At 44.8% G+C, this 22716-nt stretch carries 24 protein-coding genes; 9 read left to right on the plus strand and 15 right to left on the minus strand.

The features are described from left to right. Positions 1–124 precede the first annotated feature (124 nt). The 4 genes from rghR (at position 125) to SB658_RS12100 (ending at position 3227) form a co-directional block, all read left to right on the plus strand. Entirely contained in the window at positions 125–532 is a 408-nt protein-coding gene (rghR, locus tag SB658_RS12085; RefSeq protein WP_003220034.1) for a transcriptional repressor RghR, read from the plus strand. 29 nt (positions 533–561) lie between these two features. Beyond that, positions 562–981 carry a helix-turn-helix domain-containing protein gene (locus tag SB658_RS12090; RefSeq protein ID WP_014480905.1) on the plus strand — a complete coding sequence of 140 codons (420 nt, stop codon included), beginning with the start codon at positions 562–564 and terminating at the stop codon, positions 979–981. A 91-nt stretch (positions 982–1072) separates the two neighbouring features. Continuing rightward, positions 1073–1399: a catDE operon transcriptional regulator CatR gene (gene catR, locus SB658_RS12095; RefSeq protein ID WP_003242888.1), complete on the plus strand. Its 327-nt coding sequence runs from the start codon at positions 1073–1075 to the stop codon at positions 1397–1399. A 127-nt stretch (positions 1400–1526) separates the two neighbouring features. Beyond that, entirely contained in the window at positions 1527–3227 is a 1701-nt protein-coding gene (locus tag SB658_RS12100; RefSeq protein WP_144500525.1) for a methyl-accepting chemotaxis protein, read from the plus strand. A gap of 39 nt (positions 3228–3266) precedes the next feature. On the opposite strand, the gene opuBD is transcribed toward SB658_RS12100, so the two are convergent. From opuBD to opuBA, 4 genes are read right to left on the minus strand one after another with little or no spacing between them, the layout of a single operon-like run. After that, the gene (gene opuBD / locus SB658_RS12105; protein ID WP_003228374.1) at positions 3267–3947 is read right to left on the minus strand and encodes a choline ABC transporter permease OpuBD; all 681 of its coding nucleotides are present in this window, start codon (positions 3945–3947) and stop codon (positions 3267–3269) included. Positions 3948–3963: 16 nt separating this feature from the next. Continuing rightward, a complete protein-coding gene (gene opuBC / locus SB658_RS12110) occupies positions 3964–4884 on the minus strand; it encodes a choline ABC transporter substrate-binding lipoprotein OpuBC (RefSeq protein WP_144500524.1) in 921 nt (306 codons plus the stop codon). Positions 4885–4895: 11 nt separating this feature from the next. Then, positions 4896–5549, minus strand: a complete 654-nt coding sequence (gene opuBB, locus SB658_RS12115) for a choline ABC transporter permease OpuBB (RefSeq protein WP_003228370.1) — start codon at positions 5547–5549, stop codon at positions 4896–4898. Between the two features lie 16 nt (positions 5550–5565). Beyond that, positions 5566–6711: a choline ABC transporter ATP-binding protein OpuBA gene (gene opuBA / locus SB658_RS12120; RefSeq protein ID WP_038427916.1), complete on the minus strand. Its 1146-nt coding sequence runs from the start codon at positions 6709–6711 to the stop codon at positions 5566–5568. A gap of 283 nt (positions 6712–6994) precedes the next feature. Here opuBA and SB658_RS12125 point away from each other — a divergent pair, with 283 nt between their 5' ends. Then, positions 6995–7528: a GbsR/MarR family transcriptional regulator gene (locus SB658_RS12125; RefSeq protein WP_014478002.1), complete on the plus strand. Its 534-nt coding sequence runs from the start codon at positions 6995–6997 to the stop codon at positions 7526–7528. Positions 7529–7559: 31 nt separating this feature from the next. Here the strand turns inward: SB658_RS12125 and opuCD are convergent, their stop codons facing one another. The 4 genes from opuCD to opuCA are packed head-to-tail and all read right to left on the minus strand — an operon-like array spanning position 7560 to position 11001. Continuing rightward, positions 7560–8234 (minus strand): glycine betaine/carnitine/choline/choline sulfate ABC transporter permease OpuCD, encoded by a 675-nt coding sequence (gene opuCD / locus SB658_RS12130; RefSeq protein ID WP_038427917.1) that lies wholly within the window; start codon positions 8232–8234, stop codon positions 7560–7562. Between the two features lie 17 nt (positions 8235–8251). Further along, the gene (gene opuCC, locus SB658_RS12135) at positions 8252–9163 is read right to left on the minus strand and encodes an osmoprotectant ABC transporter substrate-binding lipoprotein OpuCC (protein ID WP_072692820.1); all 912 of its coding nucleotides are present in this window, start codon (positions 9161–9163) and stop codon (positions 8252–8254) included. Between the two features lie 19 nt (positions 9164–9182). Continuing rightward, complete coding sequence (gene opuCB / locus SB658_RS12140) at positions 9183–9836, minus strand: glycine betaine/carnitine/choline/choline sulfate ABC transporter permease OpuCB (protein WP_038427919.1); 654 nt, start codon at positions 9834–9836, stop codon at positions 9183–9185. 22 nt (positions 9837–9858) lie between these two features. After that, complete coding sequence (opuCA, locus tag SB658_RS12145; protein WP_003243370.1) at positions 9859–11001, minus strand: osmoprotectant ABC transporter ATP-binding protein OpuCA; 1143 nt, start codon at positions 10999–11001, stop codon at positions 9859–9861. 263 nt (positions 11002–11264) lie between these two features. On the opposite strand from opuCA, the gene opcR reads away from it, so the two are divergent. Continuing rightward, positions 11265–11822, plus strand: coding sequence for an opuC operon transcriptional regulator OpcR (opcR, locus tag SB658_RS12150; protein WP_003228345.1), 558 nt, complete (start codon positions 11265–11267; stop codon positions 11820–11822). Positions 11823–11839: 17 nt separating this feature from the next. Here opcR and SB658_RS12155 read toward each other — a convergent pair whose 3' ends face one another. Beyond that, a complete protein-coding gene (locus tag SB658_RS12155) occupies positions 11840–12472 on the minus strand; it encodes an NAAT family transporter (RefSeq protein WP_029725941.1) in 633 nt (210 codons plus the stop codon). Positions 12473–12624: 152 nt separating this feature from the next. Between SB658_RS12155 and SB658_RS12160 the strand changes: the two genes are divergently transcribed. Beyond that, the gene (locus SB658_RS12160; RefSeq protein WP_038427920.1) at positions 12625–13239 is read left to right on the plus strand and encodes a PH domain-containing protein; all 615 of its coding nucleotides are present in this window, start codon (positions 12625–12627) and stop codon (positions 13237–13239) included. A 131-nt stretch (positions 13240–13370) separates the two neighbouring features. Continuing rightward, entirely contained in the window at positions 13371–14069 is a 699-nt protein-coding gene (locus SB658_RS12165) for a zinc ribbon domain-containing protein (protein ID WP_038427921.1), read from the plus strand. Between the two features lie 35 nt (positions 14070–14104). Here the strand turns inward: SB658_RS12165 and SB658_RS12170 are convergent, their stop codons facing one another. Next, a complete protein-coding gene (locus tag SB658_RS12170) occupies positions 14105–15922 on the minus strand; it encodes a zinc ribbon domain-containing protein (RefSeq protein WP_029318391.1) in 1818 nt (605 codons plus the stop codon). A gap of 125 nt (positions 15923–16047) precedes the next feature. On the opposite strand from SB658_RS12170, the gene SB658_RS12175 reads away from it, so the two are divergent. Beyond that, complete coding sequence (locus tag SB658_RS12175; RefSeq protein ID WP_033883442.1) at positions 16048–16509, plus strand: GNAT family N-acetyltransferase; 462 nt, start codon at positions 16048–16050, stop codon at positions 16507–16509. A gap of 44 nt (positions 16510–16553) precedes the next feature. Here SB658_RS12175 and eno read toward each other — a convergent pair whose 3' ends face one another. The 5 genes from eno to gap form a co-directional block, all read right to left on the minus strand. Beyond that, positions 16554–17846 (minus strand): phosphopyruvate hydratase, encoded by a 1293-nt coding sequence (eno, locus tag SB658_RS12180; protein WP_003228333.1) that lies wholly within the window; start codon positions 17844–17846, stop codon positions 16554–16556. Between the two features lie 29 nt (positions 17847–17875). Continuing rightward, a complete protein-coding gene (gpmI, locus tag SB658_RS12185; protein WP_003228330.1) occupies positions 17876–19411 on the minus strand; it encodes a 2,3-bisphosphoglycerate-independent phosphoglycerate mutase in 1536 nt (511 codons plus the stop codon). Continuing rightward, entirely contained in the window at positions 19404–20165 is a 762-nt protein-coding gene (gene tpiA / locus SB658_RS12190) for a triose-phosphate isomerase (RefSeq protein WP_003243394.1), read from the minus strand. The genes gpmI and tpiA overlap by 8 nt, the downstream gene beginning before the upstream one ends. 30 nt (positions 20166–20195) lie before the next feature. After that, entirely contained in the window at positions 20196–21380 is a 1185-nt protein-coding gene (locus SB658_RS12195) for a phosphoglycerate kinase (RefSeq protein ID WP_003243051.1), read from the minus strand. Between the two features lie 316 nt (positions 21381–21696). Beyond that, positions 21697–22704 carry a type I glyceraldehyde-3-phosphate dehydrogenase gene (gene gap / locus SB658_RS12200; protein ID WP_003219957.1) on the minus strand — a complete coding sequence of 336 codons (1008 nt, stop codon included), beginning with the start codon at positions 22702–22704 and terminating at the stop codon, positions 21697–21699. Positions 22705–22716: the final 12 nt, after the last annotated feature.

Raw genomic sequence — 22716 nt, forward strand, 5'->3', positions numbered from 1 at the left:
TTTTTTCTATACTTTTACATTACGGCTTATGTTAACTTTTGTCAATACATTTCCAGTCTACCTATTCCCTTTAGTCAATAAACATACTAAAATATGAGTAACAGTGAGGGACGGGGTGAGATATATGGAAAGCTTTGGCGAACAATTACGGGCATTGCGTGAAGAGAGAAAGTTAACAGTCAACCAGCTGGCGACTTATTCAGGCGTAAGCGCGGCCGGCATCTCCAGAATCGAAAACGGAAAACGGGGCGTTCCCAAACCTGCCACCATCAAAAAACTGGCAGAGGCCTTAAAAATTCCTTATGAGGGGCTTATGTACAAGGCTGGTTACATCGAAGAAGTGCATGAAGCCAGGGCCCCTTACGAAACGAAGTGCAAGCTGCTTGAAAAAGCGGAGGCCTATGACCTGAAAAACCTTGCGCTTCTTGAGAACGAAAAGTGGCAATATCTCAATAAAGAAGATTTGCTCATGCTGGATCATTATTTTTCGTTTATTTCAGACGAAGCCAAAAAACGGTCTGCTGATGACTGACTCTTGATAGAAATGTGAGGCGATAGACCATGTCACCGTTCGGACAGCAATTACGGGAGCTGCGCCGCGCCCGCAAACTGACAGTGAATCAGCTTGCGGTGTACTCAGGCATCAGCTCGGCCACCATTTCAAAAATTGAAAACGGCAAACGCGGAACGCCAAAACCCGCCACGATTAAAAAACTAGCAGCCGTCCTGAAAGTGCCGTACGAAAACCTAATGGCCGCCGCAGGCCATATTCAGGCCTTTCCTGAAGAAATCCGCGAAGCATCAGAAAGCTATCAATCCGTTTATGAAATTTACCAGACGGCTGTCACGCGCGGAGCGGAGCACCTCCCGATTTTCAATAGTCAAAAATGGGAACATCTCTCAAAGCAGGATATTGAAAATCTCAGCAAATACTTCGATTTTTTGTCTTCAGAAGCAAAAAAACGCGCCTCTTCCTCATAATCCCCTGTTTCTCTTTCTATATTTTATCAATCACGCTTGCATACCCTCCCTCGTTATTTGCGTTATAATAGTAACAGACGAGGTGAAAAGTATGAACCAATCAGAAATGTGTCCTAGATTTGAAAAAGCAGTCGACATCTTAAGTAAACGCTGGGTCGCTTTAATCGTATTTCAGCTCTTGAACGGGTCTCAGCGATTTAGCGAAATTGAAGCAGCACTTCCAAATCTAAGCGGCAGAGTTCTGTCAGAACGGCTGAAAGAACTTGAGCTTGAAGGAGTAGTGAAGCGGGATGTCATCCCTGAAACTCCGGTTCGCATCGAATATTCATTGACTGATAAAGGAAAGGCACTAGCACCCATATTAGGTGAGATTTCTAAATGGGCGACTGAATGGATTGACCCTTCCTTTCTTGACTAATTGCTAAAACGGTTCTGATCTCAAAGACGAGAAAAGAGCCGTTTTTTATTTTTTCCCAGGTGAAAAAACGATTTCTCAGCCGATATATAGTACATCCACACATTACGTTTTTAAAGGAGACCACTATATGCGACTGACGATTTCCCGCAAATTCAGCCTGGTATTTTTGACACTGATCCTGATCAATTTACTTGTAGGCGGAATAGGCGTTCTTAATATGCAGCATATCATTCAAAAAACAGATGAAATCAACACAAAATGGATTGACGGCATCAAAGGAATCACTTCAATTAATTATGTAACCGAGCACCTGTCTTCTAAAGAAAAGGACTTTCTGATTTATACAGACAAAAGCAAAATGGATACTCTTGATCAAGAAATGAATCAAATCATGGAAGACATTAACCAAAAGCTTGCTAACTACGAAAAAACGATCTCCACTGATAAAGAGCAGAAACTGTTCGAGCAGCTTCAAACTGAAGTGAATACCTATATGGATATTCATGCGCAAATTATCGAAAGCGGCCGCACGAATGACATGGACAAAGCAAGAGGTTTATTGGTTCAGACTGAGGCCAGCTTTGAGGATATGAAAAAAACAATCACTCAGCTTGTTGACTTAAATCAAGAAGGCAGCAACACAGCGGTAAAAGAAACGAAGGCCGTCTATCATAAAGGGCTCATTTACACTGCTTTGCTTGTGGCAGCATCGATCCTCATCAGCATTTTCATCTGGCTTTATATCACGCGAAACATTGTAAAGCCTATCATTCGCATGAAGGAATCTGCCAATCATATTGCCGAAGGCGATCTGTCGAACGATATGGAGCCGCTCAACTCAAAAGACGAGCTGGGTGATCTGAATGAAGCGCTGCAAAAAATGGTAGGGAATCTGAGAGATATTGTCGGATATTCTAAAGACATATCAAGCCGGGTTCTTTCTTCTTCACAGGTGCTTGCAACCGCAACGAATGAAACAAGATCCGGCAGCAAACATATTACTGAAACGATGAACGAAATGGCTGAGGGCTCTGAACAGCAGGCCCAAGACGCTGTGACGATTGCTGAATCGATGAATGAGTTTACCGAAAGCATTGATAATGCCTATAATCACGGCATTACAATCAGCGATACGTCTCAAAACGTTCTCGAACTCGCGGTAAGCGGAAACGCAAATATGGATACGTCATTACAGCAAATGAAAACCATCCACCATATCGTTCAAGAAGCCGTTCATAAAGTGAGATCACTGGAACAGCATTCTCAGGATATCAACAAGCTTGTTCAAGTCATCAACGGAATTGCCGAGCAAACGAATTTGCTGTCCCTTAACGCCGCGATTGAAGCCGCCCGCGCTGGAGAAAGCGGCAAAGGCTTCGCCGTTGTGGCAGAGGAGGTCAGAAAGCTGGCTGACGGCGTTTCTGATTCCGTGCAGGACATTACCCGGATTGTAAACGGGACACAGCAGGAAATCCACTCCGTTATTAAGTACTTGGAAAGCAGCTTTACAGAAGTCGAAAAAGGAACGGAAAACCTGACAGACACCGGACAGGCTATGCAGCATATCAAACAATCCGTCACCCATGTTGCAGACAGCATTAAGGAAGTAACGGATGGCCTGAAGCAGTTAACAAACCAATCGATTACCATCAATCAATCGATTGAAAATATCGCTTCTGTATCCGAAGAGTCGGCCGCCGGCATTGAAGAAACATTTTCAATAACTGAGCAATCCGCCCATTCGATGGATCAAGTGCTTCTAAATGCTGAAGAGCTTGAGCAGCTGGCCAATGAGCTTAATGAGAAGATGGGTCAGTTTACGATTTAAATAGAAAAAAGAGGCTGGATTCCAGCCTCTTTTTCTATTCTATGCAGCTGATTGAACGTGTTTTGCCCCGGTTCTTTTTTTCTTCACCGGACTTAATGCCCGCTCCAGCCAAGCCATAAGCAAATCAGCTCCTACCGCCATCACCGCAGTCGGGATCGCTCCGGCTAGAATAATGGCTGTTCCGTTTGTCGCGTTTGAGCCGCGGACGATCATGTCCCCAAGGCCTCCGGCACCGACAAATGTGCCGATCGCTGTAATTCCAATGGCAATGACGAGAGCCGTGCGAAGGCCCGCCATAATGACAGAAAGTGCGAGCGGGAGCTCAACCATTCTGAGCACTTGGAATTTCGTCATGCCCATTGCTTTCCCCGATTCTAAGTAGGCATGCTCAATACTGATAATGCCTGTGTACGTGTTTCGAATAATCGGCAGCAGGGAATACAGAAATAATGATAGAATCACGGTATTTGCGCCGAGCCCCATAACAAGCATTAAGACGGCCAGCATAGCGAGCGCCGGGATTGTTTGAATAACGTTTGTTACGGCAAACACCCAGGCTGACAAACGCCGAAAATGCGCGATGAGGATTCCGGCCGGAACCCCGACGACAGCGGCAAACAATACGCCGTAAGCCGACATGAGAAAGTGGCGGCCGAATTCATCCATGACGTAACTGCCATTCTGCGCGTAATACGTCATTAACTGTTCAAGCACGTTCATTGACCTCTTCCCCCTTTCACGATTCGAAGTAGTGATGTTTTTCTAAATATTCCTTGGCAACGACAGACGGTTCTTTGAGATTGCCGTCGACTTCATAGTTAAGCTCCTGCATCGTGGCTGTGTCGATTTTTCCGAGCATTTTCTTGATGATGCCTTCAAGCTCAGGATGTTCTTTGAGCACCTTTTCCGGAACAACCGGAGAGCAGTCGTACGGCGGGAAAAATTGTTTATCATCCTTTAGCATTTTGAGACCATAGGACTTGATTCTTCCATCGGTTGAATACGCAAGCACAATGTCCATTTTTCCGCTTTTCACCGCGTCGTACACAAGGCCGATCTGCATCGGATACGTGCCGCCGAATGTCATGCCGTAGGTTTTCGTAAAATCCTGATAGCCGTTTCCTTTGAGCTTCATCCAATAGTTGTCAACGCCCAGCTTTAATTGCGGCGCCCATTTTTTAACCTCTGATACGGTCTCTAAATGGTATTGGTCGGCCAGCTCCTTGCTGACTGTAAAGGCATATGTATTATCAAACCCGTAGGAGTCATACCACTTTAAATCATATCTTTTTTTAAACTCCCGCTGAGTAAGCGCCAGCGCTTTGTCCGGATCTTTTTCAGGTTCCATTCTCAGCGTGCCTGTCAGCGCGTCTCCCGTATATCTTGTGGCCGCAATGTCGATTTCATCATTCATTAAAGCCTGCTGCTGCACCGCGTTGGAGCCAAGATTTTTGATCGTTGTTGTTTTGAGATCAGTATGGTGTTCGATCAACTGGCCAAGCATGCTGGCGATGATTTCTGATTCGCTCATGCTTTGCGCGCCGATTTTAATGGTCTGGTCTGCAGCAGCGCTGAGACCAGGAAGCGAACAGCCGCTCAGCGTCAGCGTTGCCGCAAGTGCTAAACCTATCATTAATTTGAGATATTTTCTTTTCATGAGCCGCCTCCTTATGACAATTCCTTCAATCTCTGCATGCCGGCAGGTGTCAGTTTTCGTTCAGCAACTGCCAGCACATAATCAATCACAATTGCCAATATCGTGACAGGTACCGCGCCCCCGATGATATATTCCGGCTGATACAAATTCAGTCCGATAAAAATGTAATCACCCAATCCGCCGCCTCCGATAAAGGAAGCAAGCGTGGCCCAGCCGATTAAGTAAATCGTCGATGTTCTGATTCCCGCCATGATCACTGGCGCGGCAAGCGGCAGCTCCACCAAGCGGACTTGTTCAGCCGGCGTCATTCCGATGCCTTTACCAGACTCGAGCAGATTTTTGTTGACGCCGCGAATGCCGGTATACGTGTTGCGAAGAATCGGCAATACGGAATAGAAAAACAAAGCCACAATGGCCGGAACCTTCCCTACACCAAGGAGCGGAATAAAAAAAGCGAGGATGGCCAGACTCGGCAGCGTCTGAATGATATTGACAATGCCGATAATGGTGCCGGCTCCTTTTTTCATTCTGGTAAGCACAACTCCGAGGGGGACGGCAACCAGCACACCTAAGATCACAGCAATGAGCGATATCGTAATATGCTCGTATGTTTTATAAAGAAGCTCGCCCCCATTGGTTTGCAAAAATTGAACAATATGATGCATGACTTATCGCCCCTCCCTATGACAATGCTGCGAGCTGCTTTTCTTCTCCCCAGAGGGAGTCATACACGATGTCGACCAGACTTGCCCTCGTCACAATTCCGATCAGGCGTCGATCTTCATCCACAACGGGAACATATTTGACACCCCGTTTTAAAATTTTGCGGACCGTGTCGCGCAGCAGTGTGCCGCCCAGTACTGTGTATATATCTTCATGTAAAACCTCACCTATGAGATTGGCCTTTTTCCGGCATTGATCAATGATTTCAACATCGACATAGCCTTGCAGAACGCGCTCGTCATCGACGACCAGCAATGAATCGACCCGTTCCTGCCTCATCAGCTGAATGGCCTCAGAAAGCGTTTTATCCGCGGTGATCGTTACAGGCTGTGTGTTCATAATCTGGTCAACCCGTTCAACATCCGGGCTGGATGACTGAATCAGCCGCTCCTTGCCGATAAATTCCTCAACAAATTCGTCTGCCGGATTTCTTAAAATGTCATCGGGCGTTCCAACTTGAACGATTTCTCCCGCTTTTAAAATCACAATTCGGTCTGCCAGCTTAATCGCTTCATCCATATCGTGGGTAACAAATACGATGGTTTTATGTAAGGTTTTTTGCAGTTTTTTAAATTCTTCCTGGAGAGAATCCCTCGTAATCGGGTCGAGTGCCCCAAACGGTTCATCCATTAAGATAAGCGGCGGCTCCGCGGCAAGTGCCCGTAATACACCAATACGCTGCTGCTGCCCCCCGCTTAATTCATGAGGGTAACGGTCTAAATATTCAGGCCCCATATCGACCAATTTTAAAAGCTCACGCGCCCGTTCTTTCCGCTGCTGCTCCGGCCATTTCAGCAGTTTTGGGACGAGTGAGATATTCTGCTGAATGGTCATATGGGGAAACAGGCCGATCTGCTGAATCACATAGCCAATTTTGCGCCTGAGCTCTACAGGATCCTGGTCCATGATGTTTTCGCCGTCAATGAAAATCTTCCCGGCGGAAGGCTCAATTAATCGGTTAATCATTTTCATTGTTGTCGTTTTTCCGCAGCCGCTCGGCCCGATAAAGCAGATAAATTCGCCTTTTGCAATCTTAAGATTTACGTTGTTCACGGCTTTTTTGCCGCCCTTGTATGTTTTCGAGACATTTTCTAATGTCAGCAAACATCGCACCTCCAAAATTAAGTTTATTCAATTTGTTCAGTTTAAATTTAATTTTTCAGACAATTGAATGCTTCCCATTATAGAATAAAGTTTATAAAATAAAAAGTTTACAATTTGTTCATATTATTTATAAAGTATGTGTAAACGCTGATTTACCCGCATTGACGTGTGTTGATCTCCTTATTGCTCCAATTTCCTGCCAAATTCTCTTTTGACAGCATTTTCGCCGTATCAAAAATGTGGTATATTGACATCGGAATTGTTAGCTGAAAGGATGAAACCGTTGGAGAAAGATCCGTTAACGATCATTGAACAAGCCGAGGACCATTTTATAGAAAGAATCGCGGAAAACATGCATGCATTTGGAATGCCCTCTACCGTCGGACGAGTGCTGGGCATTATTTATATGAATCGAAAACCGATGACGCTTACGGAATTATCTGAGGCCACCGGCATGAGCAAAACACGCATGAGCCAGGTAGTGCGGGAAATGCTTGATGCCAACATTGCCGAGAAGGTGTTCGAAAAAGGCGTGCGAAAAGATTTATATGAGGTTGAGCAGGACTACTATCAAACATTTATCACGCTGTTTTCAGCCACCTGGAGCAAAGTCGTCAGCAAAAACAAAATGATGCATAAAAAACTCAATCGGGAGCTGCTTAGCGTGTTGGATGAAGAGCTTACTCCTGAAGCGGAAGAAAAAGTGAATGAACTGCTGAAAGAATTAAAGGAATGGCTTGATTATTATAATTGGCTCAGCCGTTTGATTGAGTTTTTTGAGAGCGAAGAAATTTTTAAATATGTGCCGAAGCCGTAAAAAACGCCCTGTCATTACAAGGCGTTTTTTCTTATGCGGCACCTTCCAGGTTTTTCTTTTTTCTCTTTTTAATCGGGCTTAATGCTCGTTCAAGCCAGCCCATTACCAAATCGGCAATCACCGCCATCAGAGCTGTGGGGATCGCTCCCGCTAATATAATCGCGGTTCCGTTTGTGGCGTTTGATCCTCTGACGATGATGTCCCCGAGACCGCCAGCACCGACAAATGTCCCGATGGCCGTAATGCCGATGGCAATGACAAGCGCGGTGCGCAGGCCGGCCATTATGACAGAAAGCGCAAGCGGAAGCTCGACCATCCGCAGCACTTGAAATTTTGTCATCCCCATTGCTTTTCCGGATTCAAGATAGGCGTGCTCAATACTGATAATCCCAGTATACGTATTTCTGATAATCGGCAGAAGAGAATACAGAAATAATGACAATATCACCGTATTAGCGCCCAGCCCCATGACAAGCATCAGCACGGCGAGCATGGCGAGAGCCGGGATGGTCTGAATGACGTTCGTGACCGCAAAAACCCATCCGCTTAATCTTCTGTATCTGGCTATCAGGATGCCAAGCGGAATTCCAACAATGGCGGCAAATAAAACGCCGTACACCGACATCAGAAAATGGCGGTAAAACTCCTGCAGCACATAACCGCCGTTTTGCGAATAGTATGTGCCAAGCTGCTGTAGTACTTCCATATGATCCACCTCTTTTCTTAGTTAAAATAATGATGTTTCTCTAAAAATTCCTTTGCTACGACAGACGGCTCCTTCAGCTTGCCATCCACCTCATAATTAAGTTCCTGCATCGTTTCCGTGTCGATTTGCCCAATCAGCTTATTGATCACACCTTCAAGTTCCGGATGCGCCTTAAGCACCTTTTCCGGAATCACCGATGAACAGTCATACGGCGGAAAGAAACGCTTATCGTCTTTTAAGATTTTCAGATCATATGCTTTAATCCGTCCATCCGTTGAATAAGCCAAAACCGCATCCATTTTCCCGTTTTTGACTGCGTCATAGACTAGCCCGATCTGCATTGGATAAGTTGTGCCGAACTCAAAGCCATATGTGCTGACAAAGCCTTTATACCCGTCGCCTTTTCGTTTCAGCCAAGCATTGTCGACGCCTAATTTATATTGGGAGGCATTTTTCTTCAGGTCAGACACGGTGTTAATATGCTCCTTTTCCGCAAACTTTTTTGTTACGGTGAAGGCATATGTGTTATCAAAGCCGTAGGAATCAAACCATTTATAAGAAAAGCGCTTTTGAAACTCGTTCTGCACAATGTTCAGCGCTTTTTTCGGATCTTTCTCCGCTTCCTTGCCGAGGGTGCTTGTTAAATCTGTTCCGGAATAGCGCGTGGCTGAAATATCAATGTCACCGCCCAGCATCGCTTGGTGCTGAACATAGTTTGAGCCGAGGTTTTTCACTAAAGCGGTATTCAAATCTGTATCATGTTCAATAAGCTGCGCGATCATATTCGCTACAATTTCTGATTCTGTCATGCTTTGCGCCCCGATTTTGATCGTGTCGTCAGAAGCGCCGCCGAGACCCGGCAGAGAGCAGCCGCCTAGCAGCATGACAAAGACGAGAGCAAACGCGCCAAGCCATTTGATTTTTGTCATTTTCAACAGTGCCAACTCCTTACGAAACTTCCTTCATCCCTTGCAAGCCTTTCGGCGTCACCTTTCGTTCTGTCACAGCCAGCACATAATCAATAATAATTGCCAGAATTGTGACAGGCACGGCACCGCCAATGATATATTCAGGCTGGTATAGGTTCAGTCCGATAAAAATATAGTCCCCGAGGCCGCCTCCCCCGATAAACGACGCAAGTGTCGCCCAGCCAATTAGGTAGATCGTTGATGTGCGGATCCCCGCCATGATGATGGGAATCGCCAGCGGGATTTCGACGAGCCGAATCTGCTCCCAGCCGGTCATGCCAATCCCTTTCCCCGATTCCAGGAGGTTTTTATTTACACCTTTAATGCCGGTATACGTATTGCGCAGGATCGGCAGCACCGAATAGAAAAATAAAGCGACAATCGCAGGCACTTTTCCTACGCCGAGAAGCGGAATAAAAAAGGCTAAAATCGCCAGACTCGGCAGGGTTTGCACAATGTTTACGAAACCGATAACCGCACCTGCGCCTTTTTTCATTCTGGCAAGAGCAACGCCGAGCGGCACTGCAACGATAATGCCCAATACAACGGCTATGAGTGAAATATATAAATGCTCTCCTGTTTTATACAGCAGCTCTCCGCCGTTCGTTTGCAAAAAAGTCATCATTTGATTCATCTTAAAAGAGCTCCTCCCCTGGTCAGATCGTCATGAGCTGGTTTTCCTCGTCGCCCCAAATGGAATCGTACACGATATCAACAAGGCTTGCTCTTGTCACAATCCCTGCTAAATGGTTCTGTTCATCGACGACCGGAACATACTTGATCCCCTGCTTCAAAATTTTTCGGACTGTATCGCGAAGTAGCGCCCCTTTTTGAACGGTATATATATCTGAGCGGTATACATCGCCAACGATGCTCGCTTTTTTGCGGTTTTGATCAATCATTTCCACATCAACATAGCCCTTCAGCACGTTTTGCCGGTCCACAACGAGCAGCGAGTCAACACGTTTTTCTCTCATCAGCTGAATCGCCTGAGAAAGCGTTTTGTCCGCAGATACCGTCACCGGCGTTCTGTTCATCATTTGCTCTACCCGCTCGATATCCGGTCTTGACTGAATCAGGCGCTCTTTCCCGATAAATTCTTCAACAAACTCATTTGCCGGGTTTCGAAGAATCTCATCAGGTGTGCCGACTTGAACGATTTCTCCCGCTTTTAATATCACAATCCTGTCCGCAAGCTTAATCGCTTCATCCATATCGTGGGTTACAAACACAATCGTTTTGTTTAAGGTTCTCTGCAGTTTTTTGAATTCTTCCTGAAGGGAATCACGCGTAATCGGATCAAGCGCTCCGAACGGTTCATCCATTAAAATGAGAGGGGGTTCCGCTGCCAGGGCGCGCAGCACGCCGATTCTCTGCTGCTGTCCGCCGCTGAGCTCATGCGGATAACGGTCTAAATACTCTGGGCCCATATCCACAAGCTTTAACAGCTCGCGCGCCCGTTCTTTCCGTTTTTCCTCAGGCCATTTCAGCAGCTTTGGTACGAGTGAGATGTTCTGCTGGATGGTCATATGGGGGAACAAACCAATCTGCTGAATCACATAGCCGATTTTTCTCCTCAGCTCAACCGGGTCCTGTTCCATAATATTTTCTCCGTCGATAAAGATCCTTCCAGACGATGGTTCTATCAGTCTGTTGATCATCTTCATCGTCGTCGTTTTTCCACAGCCGCTCGGGCCGATAAAACAGATAAATTCACCTTTGGCAATATCTAAATCAATGCTGTTCACAGCTTTTTTGCCGCCTTTATATACTTTTGACACTTGTTCCAATTTCAGCAATCCGTGCACCTCCGCAGGTTTCCTTTAAATTTTCTGAAAAGTATAATCCTTATTATAGTTTGAACTTTGTAAAATAAAAAGTTTACAATGTGTTGAAATTATATGTTATTTATAGATTATTTATTGTTATGACCGAGACGGAAAGGGTGTTCTTACAATTACGCCGGATACCTCCCACTTCCTCTGCATTCAGCTATTTTCAACACCAGGAAGAAATATGATATATTGACACCATCAATTGCCATTCGAAGGGATGATCAGCTGTGAAAAAAACCGCTCTCGACATCATTGAACATGCTGAAGAGCATCTCATTGAGAAGATTGCCGAAAATATGCATACGTTTGGAATGCCTTCAACTGTCGGACGTGTGCTCGGAATTATTTATATGAATCGAAAACCAATGACCTTAAGCGAGCTCTCTGAGGCAACGGGCATGAGCAAAACACGGATGAGCCAGGTTGTCCGGGAAATGATCGATGCCAATATCGCCGAAAAGGTGTTTGAAAAAGGCGTACGAAAAGACCTTTATGACGTCGAGCAGGATTATTATCAAACCTTCATTTCTTTATTCGCGGCGAATTGGACAAAGGTCGTGAGCAAAAACAAAGTGCTCTATAAAAAATTAAACCGGGAGCTGAGTGATCTTTTACAAAGGGACGGGCTTACCCCGGAAGCGGAAGAGAAAGTTAATCAGCTGCTGAATGAATTAAAAGAATGGCTTCATTACTATGATTGGCTGAGCAGGTTGATTGAATTTTTTGAGAGTGAGGAAGTCTTTCGGTATGTGCCGAAAACAAAAGAAAGCAGCTCTCTAAAATAAGAGAGCTGCTTTTTGTATCATGAGGTTAAGACCGGAAACATGCCTTTCAGCCCGGCACCAATCATCCCGACCGCAACCACGGCTAAGATTAATCCCATCAGTCTGGTAATCACATTCATCTCGGTTTTTCCGAGTTTGCTGCTGATAAAAGCAGAATAGTGGAAAAAGAGAAAGGTCAGGGCAATAACGGCGGCTATGCCGATCGTGACAGCCGCATAATGACCAATGCCGCTATGACCGGCGGAAAGGCTCATTACTGTTGCAATCGTTCCGGGCCCAGCAATGATCGGAATGGATAAAGGTGTGACTGATATATCCGCTTTTTCCTTGCTTTCCTTATGTTCATCATGGTGAAGAGATTGCACGTGTGATTCTTTCGCATTCAATAGATTATAGGCAATGCCGAAAATGAATATGCCGCCCGCCACTCGGAGCGCGTGAATGTTGATATCAAACAGTTTAAAGATAAGATGGCCGAAAACCAAAAAAGCCGCGAGAATAAAAAAGGATAAAATAGCTGCCTTCCGGGCAATCGCTTTTCTTTCCGCTGCAGTATAGCCTTCTGTCAGCGTCAGAAATATCGGTACGTTTCCGATCGGATTCGATACTGCGAATAAAGAAATGAAGACGTGAACGATGAATGAGAACATCTTATACCTCCTTGTTGATAGTCTCTGCACAGGAAATAGAATGATTCTCCACCCTTTTACCCGGAGGCGATTTCCCGGTAAACCTTTATAGCCTGTCAGAAACGCGCCATGCTACAATGAAGTGACAAATTGAATAGGAAGGACGTATACAGATGTTCAAAAAAATTGCGGCAGATGCCTTGGGCTTATCTGATATCGGAAAAATTATCGAACCTCAGGACTATGACAAAACAGACGCAGATGATTATGTCATGCATGAAGATAATGAGAAAATTTATTTCTTGATTAAAACAAAAGCAGACGAGTATTGCTTTACGAACCTGGCCCTGATCCATGTAGACGGCGAACGCGCCACTTCCTCGAAACGAACGTTGAAACGCTATCCTTATTCGCAATATAAAATCTCTGACGTTTTTCTTGAAACTGCCGGAAAAGTCGATTTGGATGTTGAAATAAAGTTTAAGCTAGGCGGAGAACAATTCGACATTGATGTCCACAAAGACCAGATTGAAAAGTTAAAAGACCTTTATAAAGCACTGCTTCGCATCGCTGAAACAACCTATGAAAATGACATTTTAATCAATCAAGCGGAGCAAAGCTTAGATAAAGCAGTGACGATTCTTCACCATACCCGCCCTGAGCAAGTCAATATTGAAACGCAATATAAAGAACTGACCGAATTCGGATTCACTTGGCTGACATCCGTTCGCTCGCAGTATCATATCAAGGATTTTGGGGATGTATTTGAGAAATATAGGAATAACTAGATAAAAAAAGACACAGCTGCTATCGGGCACGTGTCTTTTTTTGTATGAATATTGATTACTTTACAACTTTTTTCTTTTATAATAAAACTATTAGTCTATTTTCCCTATATTACATGTAAAGGAGTTATTTTATGTATTGTCCTCAATGCGGCCATCAAACAGATGGCGGAAATTTTTGTGAGAAATGCGGATCACCGCTCCCCGGTCAATCAGGCCACCAGCATCCAGCTCAAACTGGAGCCGCTGCAAAGCAAGCAGCAAAACAGTTCGGTTCATTTGTCTTATCCGTCCTGAAACGCCCTTATCAGGAATGTAAAGCAACAGGCGGAGAGCAGCTGATCAGCGCAATCATTACGATGGTTCTTTTCAGTTTGCTGACCCCTTTGATGTTTTATATTCTTTTTTCAGACGGTCCCGGAAGCGTAAGCTTTACAGCAATCTTCTTAGAGCCAACCCTTTATTTTATTTTATTTCTATTTGGCCTGCATGCATGCATCTTTTTCGCCCTGAAAATCGCGGGAAACCAAGTGTCTTTCAAGGATTCATTCTCAAGATTCGGAGCATTTCTTATTCCTTTTACGGCTATTTTGATTCTTGCCCTTTTCTTCTTTTTATTACATACAGACATTTGCTTTACTATATTAGCCATTGGTTTAATCGGTGCATTTTTCGCCATTCCTCCTGCGATGCTGAGCAGTTACCAGCATTCATATAAAGGGAAAATTGATGTCATTTACTCAACGATTGTGATTTATCTGATCATCTGCGTTACATTTCAGCTTATTATCGAACACTATGTCAAAGAAATTTTCCGTTATATGCTCTTTTAAAAACAACCCCATCACCTGCTGGTGATGGGGTTGTTTTATTGAATAGACGTTAAGTAAATTCTTCCGTTCTTCACTACGCCGGTGTAGGTCCAGTTATATGTTCTGAGCTTTGGACTGCCGCCTGATTTTGTGATATAGAATTCTTCATACGTCTTAATCGTGATAGCCGACCCATTTTGGCTCCAGCTTTTCACTTCATAGTTATTAAAGTCTTCTGTTGTCCCCTCTTTATTTAATTTCGACACGAGATGCTGCTGGTCGGAATAAAGGGAACTGCCTTTTTCAAGGCTGTCTTCCATCAGTGAGAAATTATTTTGATTCACGGCATCTGCCTGACTTTGCAGATAACTGCCCATAAATAATGTCACTTGTTCATCTGTAACATCGCCGCTTGCAGAGCTTTCACTGCCTTTGTTTTTCGAGCCAGCCCAGGCGGAAGTGTATGTCTCTGGTTTATCATTTTTGATTTTCTTTATATTTGTGCCTGCAGATTCGAATGTTGATTCTGCATCTTCGAAAATCCACTTTTTCTGTTTTTTATCATATGAAAGAAGATATTCATAACTCGGACTGTCGTCAGTCATTTCAGATTTTGTATAGTCGTTATACGAAGAAGACTGGTGAAGTTCTTTTCCTGTTACCGATACCTGCCACGTTCCGTCGTTTTTCTGAGAGAGGGCAAATGTGTCCAGGTCAAAATCAGTTTCCAAGTATCTATCTTTTAAGTATGAATCCGCGCTTTTCATAGAATCGACGGTGTCCTTCGTCTCCGCCTTCCAATTGGCACTTGCCTCTGTCATCTGGGCTGTATTCCCATCAGATAGAGCTTTGGAGTATTGTTTTGTTGTTTTGACAATTGTGTTCATAATCTGTTCCTGTGTATCTTGATCAGGAATTAACGTTAACTCCATTTCTTTATCATCGATCGGAACGCCGGCAGTTTTTGTTTTTCCCCACGGAAATTCTGCCTCGACTGAAGCTGTCATTGATCCATCTGTCAGCAGCGGACCATATGTTATGGATTTGAACGGATCTTTATGAATTGACTTGCCGTTAATCAGCAAATCTCCCTTCCCGCTCTTGATGTCATCCGCTAAGCTGAATGTCACATCGTCTGCTTCCAATGAGAGATCAACACGAAAGCTGCTATCGCCAATCGCCTGAATGTCTTCCTTTTTCACAAGGTCAACGACATCGTTTTTCAGTTTGGCTGAGACTGTATATTCGCCGGGAATGTACGGACCAAGGGTTTGTGCTTGATCTGCTTTCTTTACAGATCCGGCTTCCTCTTTATTGACATATAGATCGGTATTTTTATAATTGCTGCTCACTTCAAAATAAACAGGTGCTACCTTTAAGTCATAATGGTCAAATACCAGCAGGCTTTTCCCGTCTTTTTCTGCATATACGATATCCTTCTGGGCTGTTTCATCCCGCAGCGATGCAAAAAGTTCATCTTTTTTGTCTGGATGATCCTTCAAATATGTAAGAAACGGTTTTACATTATTTTTAGTGAGTTTAAGATTGTCATTTACCGGTGTAAGCAGAGTCGCGATTTGGTCCTGATCCCCATCATTTACGGCCTGTTCAAACTTGTCTACTAACCTATCCTTTGAAGTAAAATACGCTCCGGTTTTATATGCGGCGAATAATATAACGCACGCCGCGGCAATGCTGCTCCATAAAATGATGGTTTTCTTAGGGATCGGTTTTCGCGGAGCCTGCCTTGTTTCTGCAGTGCTAGCTGTTTCTTGATTTGCCTGTTTGCTGCCCCCTCCGATCGGGGTGCCGCATTGTTTACAAAACTTGGCTCCTTCATTATTCTGGGAGCCGCAATTCTTACAAAAAAACATGACTTTCCTCCTATTCTACTAATTTGATAACATTTACTGCTTTTCATATTTTATAATAAAACAGAATGAAATTGGGAACGAATGAAAAAATTAAATGTCTATCAGACTAAAAAGGTGGTACGAATATGCAAAAGCTCAGGATTGAATTAGGAGAAGAAACAAATGACGAACTATATGATCTATTGCTGCTCGCCGATCCATCGAAAGACATTGTAGATGAATATCTTGAGAGGGGAGAATGTTACACAGCTTGGGCCGGTGATGAGCTTGCAGGGGTTTATGTATTGCTAAAAACAAGGCCGCAAACAGTTGAAATTGTAAATATTGCGGTAAAAGAATCTCTTCAGAAGAAAGGCTTTGGCAAACAGCTTGTACTTGACGCCATCGAAAAAGCGAAGAAGCTGGGGGCGGACACGATTGAAATCGGCACAGGGAATTCCAGCATTCATCAGCTTTCCCTCTATCAAAAATGCGGATTCCGCATTCAGGCGATCGACCACGATTTCTTTGTCAGACATTATGATGAGGACATTTTTGAAAACGGGATTCAATGCCGCGATATGGTGAGGCTTTATTTGGATCTCTGAAAGCATAAAAAAGCCGCCGAGAGAAAATCCCGGCGGTCTTTTTATTACTTGTTTAAGTTGTAGAAAGAGTTGATACCATGGTATTGAGCAGTTTCAGCCAACTGATCTTCGATGCGAAGAAGCTGGTTGTATTTCGCAACACGGTCCGTACGAGACGGAGCACCTGTTTTGATTTGTCCTGCGTTTGTTGCCACAGCGATGTCAGCGATTGTGCTGTCTTCCGTTTCACCAGAACGGTGAGAGATAACAGCTGTGTAGCCTGCGCGTTTCGCCATTTCGATCGCATCGAATGTTTCAGTCAATGTACCGATTTGGTTTACTTTGATCAGGATAGAGTTGCCTACGCCGTTTTTAATACCTTCAGAAAGTTTTTTCGTGTTTGTAACGAAGAGGTCGTCACCAACAAGCTGAACTTTTTTGCCAAGACGCTCAGTAAGAAGCTTGTGGCCTTCCCAGTCGTTTTCGTCAAGTCCGTCTTCGATAGAGATGATTGGGTATTTAGAAACAAGCTCTTCATACCAGTCAACCATTTCAGCAGATGTTTTCACAACGCCTTCGCCAGACAGATGGTATTTGCCGTCTTCTTTGTTGTAGAACTCAGAAGATGCAGCATCCATAGCAAGTTTAACTTCTTCGCCAGGTTTGAAACCGGCTTTTTCGATTGCTTCAACGATTGTTTGAAGCGCTTCTTCGTTAGAACCAAGGTTTGGAGCGAATCCGCCTTCGTCACCTACAGCAGTGTTTAAGCCTTTTGCGCTTAATACTGATTTCAGGCTGTGGAAGATTTGAGCGCCCATGCGAAGTGCTTCACGGAAGTTAGGAGCACCTACAGGCATGATCATGAATTCTTGAATATCCACGTTGTTATCAGCATGCTCTCCGCCGTTTACGATGTTCATCATCGGTACAGGAAGCGTTTTTGAGTTGAATCCTCCAAGGTATTGGTAAAGAGGAATCTGTAAGAAATCAGCAGCAGCACGCGCACAAGCCATAGATACGCCAAGGATTGCGTTCGCACCAAGTTTGCCTTTGTTTTCAGTACCGTCAAGCTCGATTAAAAGCTGATCGATTGCGTTTTGTTCAGTTACATCAAAGCCAAGAAGCTCTGGAGCAATGATTTCGTTTACGTTGTTAACAGCTGTTAACACGCCTTTTCCAAGGTAACGGTCTTTGTCGCCGTCACGAAGCTCAACCGCTTCGTATTCACCTGTAGAAGCTCCGCTTGGCACTAATGCGCGGCCGAAAGCTCCTGTTTCTGTATATACTTCAACTTCAACTGTTGGGTTGCCGCGGGAGTCTAATACTTCGCGTGCATAAACATCAACAATGTATGGCATGAGTTTTGTCTCTCCTTTTGATTTTCAAATTATTTTTGAATTAAAGATGTTCCTGTCATTTCTTTCGGTTTTTCAACACCAAGAAGGTCTAATAACGTTGGTGCAAGGTCGCCTAGGATTCCGCCTTCACGCAGCGTAATGCCTTCTTTCGTTACAATCACAGGGACTGGGTTTGTTGTATGCGCAGTGTGCGGTTCGCCTGATTCTGTAATCAGAATGTCAGCATTACCGTGATCAGCGGTAATGATGGCGTGTCCGCCTTTAGCAAGGATCGCGTCAACGACTTCGCCCAAGCATTCGTCCACTGCTTCAATTGCTTTAATTGTTGGTTCAACCATTCCGGAGTGGCCGACCATATCAGGGTTTGCGAAGTTAAGAATGATCGCGTCATGCTTGTCAGCTTCAATTTCTTTGACAAGCGCGTCCTTCACTTCATACGCACTCATCTCAGGCTTCAAGTCATACGTTGCAACTTTAGGCGAGTTGATGAGAATACGCTCTTCACCCGGGAATTCAGCTTCACGGCCGCCGCTCATAAAGAACGTGACGTGCGGATACTTTTCAGTTTCTGCAATTCGAAGCTGTTTTAACCCGTGCTGAGATAATACTTCTCCGACTGTGTTATCAAGATTTATCGGTTTAAACGCTACATAACCGTCAACTGTTTCACTGAAGTGAGTCAGGCAGACGAAATACAGGTTCTTTGGATAATTCTCGCCGCGGTCGAAGTCACGGAAGTCTTTGTTTGTGAACGTGTTGGAAATCTGGATGGCGCGGTCCGGTCTGAAATTATAGAAAATCACAGAATCGCCGTCTTGGATTTTCGCAACAGGCTCACCGTTTTCTTTTGTAATGACAGATGGAATCACGAATTCATCGTAGATACCATTTGCATATGAATCATCAACAACATCCAGGGCGCTGCGGTAAGATGGGCCTTCGCCGTACGCCATTGCGCGGTACGCTTTTTCTACACGGTCCCAGCGTTTGTCGCGGTCCATAGAGTAGTAACGTCCGGAAATGCTGGCGATTTCACCCACACCGATTTCCTTGATTTGATCGTTCAACTGGTTGATGTACGTTTTCGCTGTCTGCGGACCTACATCACGGCCGTCAAGGAAGCCATGGATATAAACCTTTGTCAGCCCTTCTTTTTTCGCAAGCTTTAACAGTGCGAATAAATGGTTGATATGGCTGTGCACGCCTCCGTCAGATAAAAGACCGAACAGGTGCAAGGCTTTGTTGTTTTCTTTCGCGTTGCTGATCGCGTCAAGGAATGTTTGATTGCGTTCGAACTCTCCTTCGCGAATGGCAACATTTACGCGTGTTAAGCTTTGGTACACAATACGTCCCGCACCGATATTTAAGTGACCTACTTCGGAGTTCCCCATTTGCCCTTCAGGAAGACCTACAGCCTCGCCTGAAGCAGTCAATGTTTGATGAGGATACTGGTTCCAATAGCGGTCAAAATTCGGTTTTTTCGCTAAAGCGACTGCGTTCCCTACTGTTTCGTTACGTAATCCGAACCCATCAAGAATGATGAGTGCAGCTGGTTTTTTACTCATATTGACCTTCCTCCAATAATTGAACGAATGACTGTGGCTCAAGGCTCGCGCCGCCGACCAAAGCACCGTCAATATCGGACTCTGCCATATATTCTTTAATGTTTGCAGGCTTTACGCTTCCGCCATATTGGATGCGAAGCTTGTCTGCAGCTTCTTGGCTGAAGCTTTCAGCGACGGTTTTACGGATATGCGCACACACGTCATTCGCATCTTTCGCTGTAGAAGATTTGCCTGTTCCGATTGCCCAGATTGGCTCATACGCAATAACAGAAGCAGCAACTTGTTCTTCAGAAAGACCAGCAAGGCCTTTTTTCACTTGGTCAGCAACAAGATCATTTGTTTTGCCGGCTTCACGCTCTTCAAGCGTTTCACCTACACAGATGATCGGCACAATGCCGTGTTTGAAAGCTGCGTGTGCTTTTTTGTTAACTGTTTCATCAGTTTCAGCGAACATTTCACGGCGCTCAGAGTGGCCGATGACGCAGTAGTCAACGCCAAGGTCTTTCAGAGCAACCGGGCTGATTTCGCCTGTGAACGCGCCGCTTTCTTCGAAGTGCATGTTTTGAGCGCCGACTTTTAGGTCAGTGCCTTTCACAGCAGAAGCAAGCTTTTCTAAGAAAAGCGCTGGCGCGCAAACAACAGCTTCAGCTTTGTCTGCTGCTGGAATGGAAGATTTCACTTCTTCAACGAAGCTGACAGCTTCGCCGAGTGTTTTGTTCATTTTCCAGTTACCGGCGATAATTGGTTTTCTCATCTGTTCCACTTCCTTATAGCAGTTTTGAGATTATTTATCGTTCAGTGCAGCTACCCCTGGAAGCTCTTTGCCTTCCATAAACTCAAGGGATGCGCCGCCGCCTGTTGAGATGTGGCTCATTTTGTCAGCAAGGCCGAATTTTTCAACCGCTGCCGCAGAGTCTCCTCCGCCGATGACAGAGTATGTATCTTTCGCCTCTGCCAATGCTTCCGCAACCGCTTTTGTTCCTTGAGCGAACAAGTCGATTTCGAATACGCCCATTGGTCCGTTCCACACGACAAGTTTGCTGTTTTTGATGACGTCAGCATACGTTTCGCGTGTTTTCGTACCAATGTCGATTGCTTCTAAATCACTAGGGATTTCAGAGATCGGCACAATTTTCACGTTTGCATCGTTAGAGAAATCATCTGCAACGAGTACATCTTCAGGCATGTAGAAGTTAACGCCTTTTTCTTTAGCGCGGTCCATAAATGATTTCGCAAGCTCGATTTTATCCTCTTCAAGAAGAGATTTACCGACTTCATAGCCAAGCGCTTTTACGAAAGTATAAGCAAGACCTCCGCCGATGATCAGGTTGTCTACTTTATCAAGAAGACTCTCGATTACACCGATTTTGTCTTTTACTTTCGCTCCGCCGATGATCGCTGTGAACGGGCGGTCAGGATTGGAAACCGCTTTTCCAAGTACATCAAGCTCTTTTTCCATTAAGAAACCTGCAACTGCTGGCAGATGCTCGGCAATTCCAGCTGTAGATGCGTGAGCACGGTGGGCAGCACCGAATGCGTCATTTACATATACATCTGCAAGCTCAGCAAATGCTTTTGCAAGCTCAGGGTCATTTTTCTCTTCACCAGGATAGAAACGTACGTTTTCCAATACAAGAACGTCTCCGTCCTTCATCTCGGAAATTTGTGCTTTTACAGCATCGCCGTATGCTTCATCCGCTTTTTTCACTTCTTTTCCAAGCAGTTCGCCGAGACGTGCAGCGACAGGAGTTAAACGAAGCTCCTCAACCACTTCGCCTTTCGGGCGGCCTAAGTGGCTCGCAAGAAGGACTTTTGCGCCTTGGTCTGCAAGGTGTTTGATTGTTGGAAGCGCAGCACGGATACGTGTATCGTCTGTTACTTCCCCGTCTTTCATTGGAACGTTAAAGTCGACGCGGCAGAATACAACTTTGCCTTTTACGTCGATGTCTTTGAGAGTTTTTTTATTCATGCCTAGGAGATCCTCCTTCAAAATGGTTTGCATACAGCACGAAAAACGTGAAACCGTCTGTTCAAGCGATAACTCCGCTAGGGCAGATCGCAGTCTTTTTCGGCACAGGGCAGTTCGTCTAAAAGCCAGGGCAGCGGCCTTAGGCGAAAGCGCCGGCAAAGCTGCTTAAAACGCGGTCGTTTCTCTATCACAGAGCGTTTTCTGAAAGCCGGTCTTCATGGAAAAAGGGAAAGGGAGTCCGTCCCCTTCCCTTGTCCGCTTTCATTATAGCGCTTCTATTCGAAAGAACCAAGTCAGGTCCTTTTTCAGCTATAAATTAAAGACCTTTTTTTGCGATGTAAGCTGCAAGGTCAACAACGCGGTTAGAGTAGCCGCTTTCGTTATCGTACCAAGAGATTACTTTTACCATGCTGCCTTCCATAACCATTGTAGAAAGAGCATCGATTGTAGAAGAGTTTTTGTTTCCGTTGTAGTCGCCAGAAACTAATGGCTCTTCGCTGTAGCCAAGGATTCCTTTAAGGTCGCCTTCAGCCGCTTCTTTAAGAGCTGCGTTTACTTCTTCAGCTGTTACTTCTTGGTTCAGTTCAGCAACCAAGTCAACTAGAGAAACGTTTGGAGTTGGAACACGCATTGCTCCACCGTTCAGTTTGCCTTTTAGTTCAGGAAGAACTAGAGAAACTGCTTTAGCAGCACCAGTTGATGTTGGGATGATGTTTTCAGCTGCTGCACGCGCACGACGGTAGTCTTTGTGCGGAAGATCAAGGATTTGCTGATCGTTTGTGTAAGAGTGAACAGTTGTCATCATACCGCGTTTGATGCCGAATTTATCGTTAAGTACTTTTGCAAACGGCGCAAGGCAGTTTGTTGTGCAAGATGCGTTAGAGATAACATCGTGGTTAGCCGCATCGTATTTATCTTCGTTAACACCCATAACGATTGTGATATCTTCTTCGTTAGCAGGAGCAGAGATGATTACTTTTTTCGCGCCAGCTTCTAAGTGTTTCGCAGCGTCTGCGCGTTTTGTGAAGAAACCAGTAGATTCAACTACGATTTCAACGCCTTGTTTGCCCCAGCTAAGTTTAGCAGGATCGCGTTCTGCAGAAACTTCAATTGTTTTGCCGTTAACAACAAGGTTGTTACCGTCAACTGAAACTTCAGCGTCTAATTTTCCGTGTACAGAATCATATTGTAAAAGGTGAGCCAGCATGTTAGCATCTGTTAAATCGTTAACCGCTACTACCTCAACTTCAGGATTGTTTAATGCTGCGCGGAATACGTTACGTCCAATACGACCAAAACCGTTAATACCGACTTTTACTGCCATGATTGTTTCCTC

It is taken from the genome of Bacillus sp. SIMBA_008 (assembly GCF_046535495.1).
Lineage (GTDB): Bacteria > Bacillota > Bacilli > Bacillales > Bacillaceae > Bacillus > Bacillus subtilis.

Coding starts and splice junctions, on each gene's coding strand:
- rghR (WP_003220034.1), top strand. CDS start 125: ATGGAAAGCTTTGGCGAACAATTACGGGCATTGCGTGAAGAGAGAAAG.
- SB658_RS12090 (WP_014480905.1), top strand. CDS start 562: ATGTCACCGTTCGGACAGCAATTACGGGAGCTGCGCCGCGCCCGCAAA.
- catR (WP_003242888.1), top strand. CDS start 1,073: ATGAACCAATCAGAAATGTGTCCTAGATTTGAAAAAGCAGTCGACATC.
- SB658_RS12100 (WP_144500525.1), top strand. CDS start 1,527: ATGCGACTGACGATTTCCCGCAAATTCAGCCTGGTATTTTTGACACTG.
- opuBD (WP_003228374.1), bottom strand. CDS start 3,947: ATGAACGTGCTTGAACAGTTAATGACGTATTACGCGCAGAATGGCAGT.
- opuBC (WP_144500524.1), bottom strand. CDS start 4,884: ATGAAAAGAAAATATCTCAAATTAATGATAGGTTTAGCACTTGCGGCA.
- opuBB (WP_003228370.1), bottom strand. CDS start 5,549: ATGCATCATATTGTTCAATTTTTGCAAACCAATGGGGGCGAGCTTCTT.
- opuCD (WP_038427917.1), bottom strand. CDS start 8,234: ATGGAAGTACTACAGCAGCTTGGCACATACTATTCGCAAAACGGCGGT.
- opuCC (WP_072692820.1), bottom strand. CDS start 9,163: ATGACAAAAATCAAATGGCTTGGCGCGTTTGCTCTCGTCTTTGTCATG.
- opuCB (WP_038427919.1), bottom strand. CDS start 9,836: ATGAATCAAATGATGACTTTTTTGCAAACGAACGGCGGAGAGCTGCTG.
- SB658_RS12155 (WP_029725941.1), bottom strand. CDS start 12,472: ATGTTCTCATTCATCGTTCACGTCTTCATTTCTTTATTCGCAGTATCG.
- SB658_RS12160 (WP_038427920.1), top strand. CDS start 12,625: ATGTTCAAAAAAATTGCGGCAGATGCCTTGGGCTTATCTGATATCGGA.
- SB658_RS12165 (WP_038427921.1), top strand. CDS start 13,371: ATGTATTGTCCTCAATGCGGCCATCAAACAGATGGCGGAAATTTTTGT.
- SB658_RS12170 (WP_029318391.1), bottom strand. CDS start 15,922: ATGTTTTTTTGTAAGAATTGCGGCTCCCAGAATAATGAAGGAGCCAAG.
- SB658_RS12175 (WP_033883442.1), top strand. CDS start 16,048: ATGCAAAAGCTCAGGATTGAATTAGGAGAAGAAACAAATGACGAACTA.
- eno (WP_003228333.1), bottom strand. CDS start 17,846: ATGCCATACATTGTTGATGTTTATGCACGCGAAGTATTAGACTCCCGC.
- gpmI (WP_003228330.1), bottom strand. CDS start 19,411: ATGAGTAAAAAACCAGCTGCACTCATCATTCTTGATGGGTTCGGATTA.
- tpiA (WP_003243394.1), bottom strand. CDS start 20,165: ATGAGAAAACCAATTATCGCCGGTAACTGGAAAATGAACAAAACACTC.
- SB658_RS12195 (WP_003243051.1), bottom strand. CDS start 21,380: ATGAATAAAAAAACTCTCAAAGACATCGACGTAAAAGGCAAAGTTGTA.
- gap (WP_003219957.1), bottom strand. CDS start 22,704: ATGGCAGTAAAAGTCGGTATTAACGGTTTTGGTCGTATTGGACGTAAC.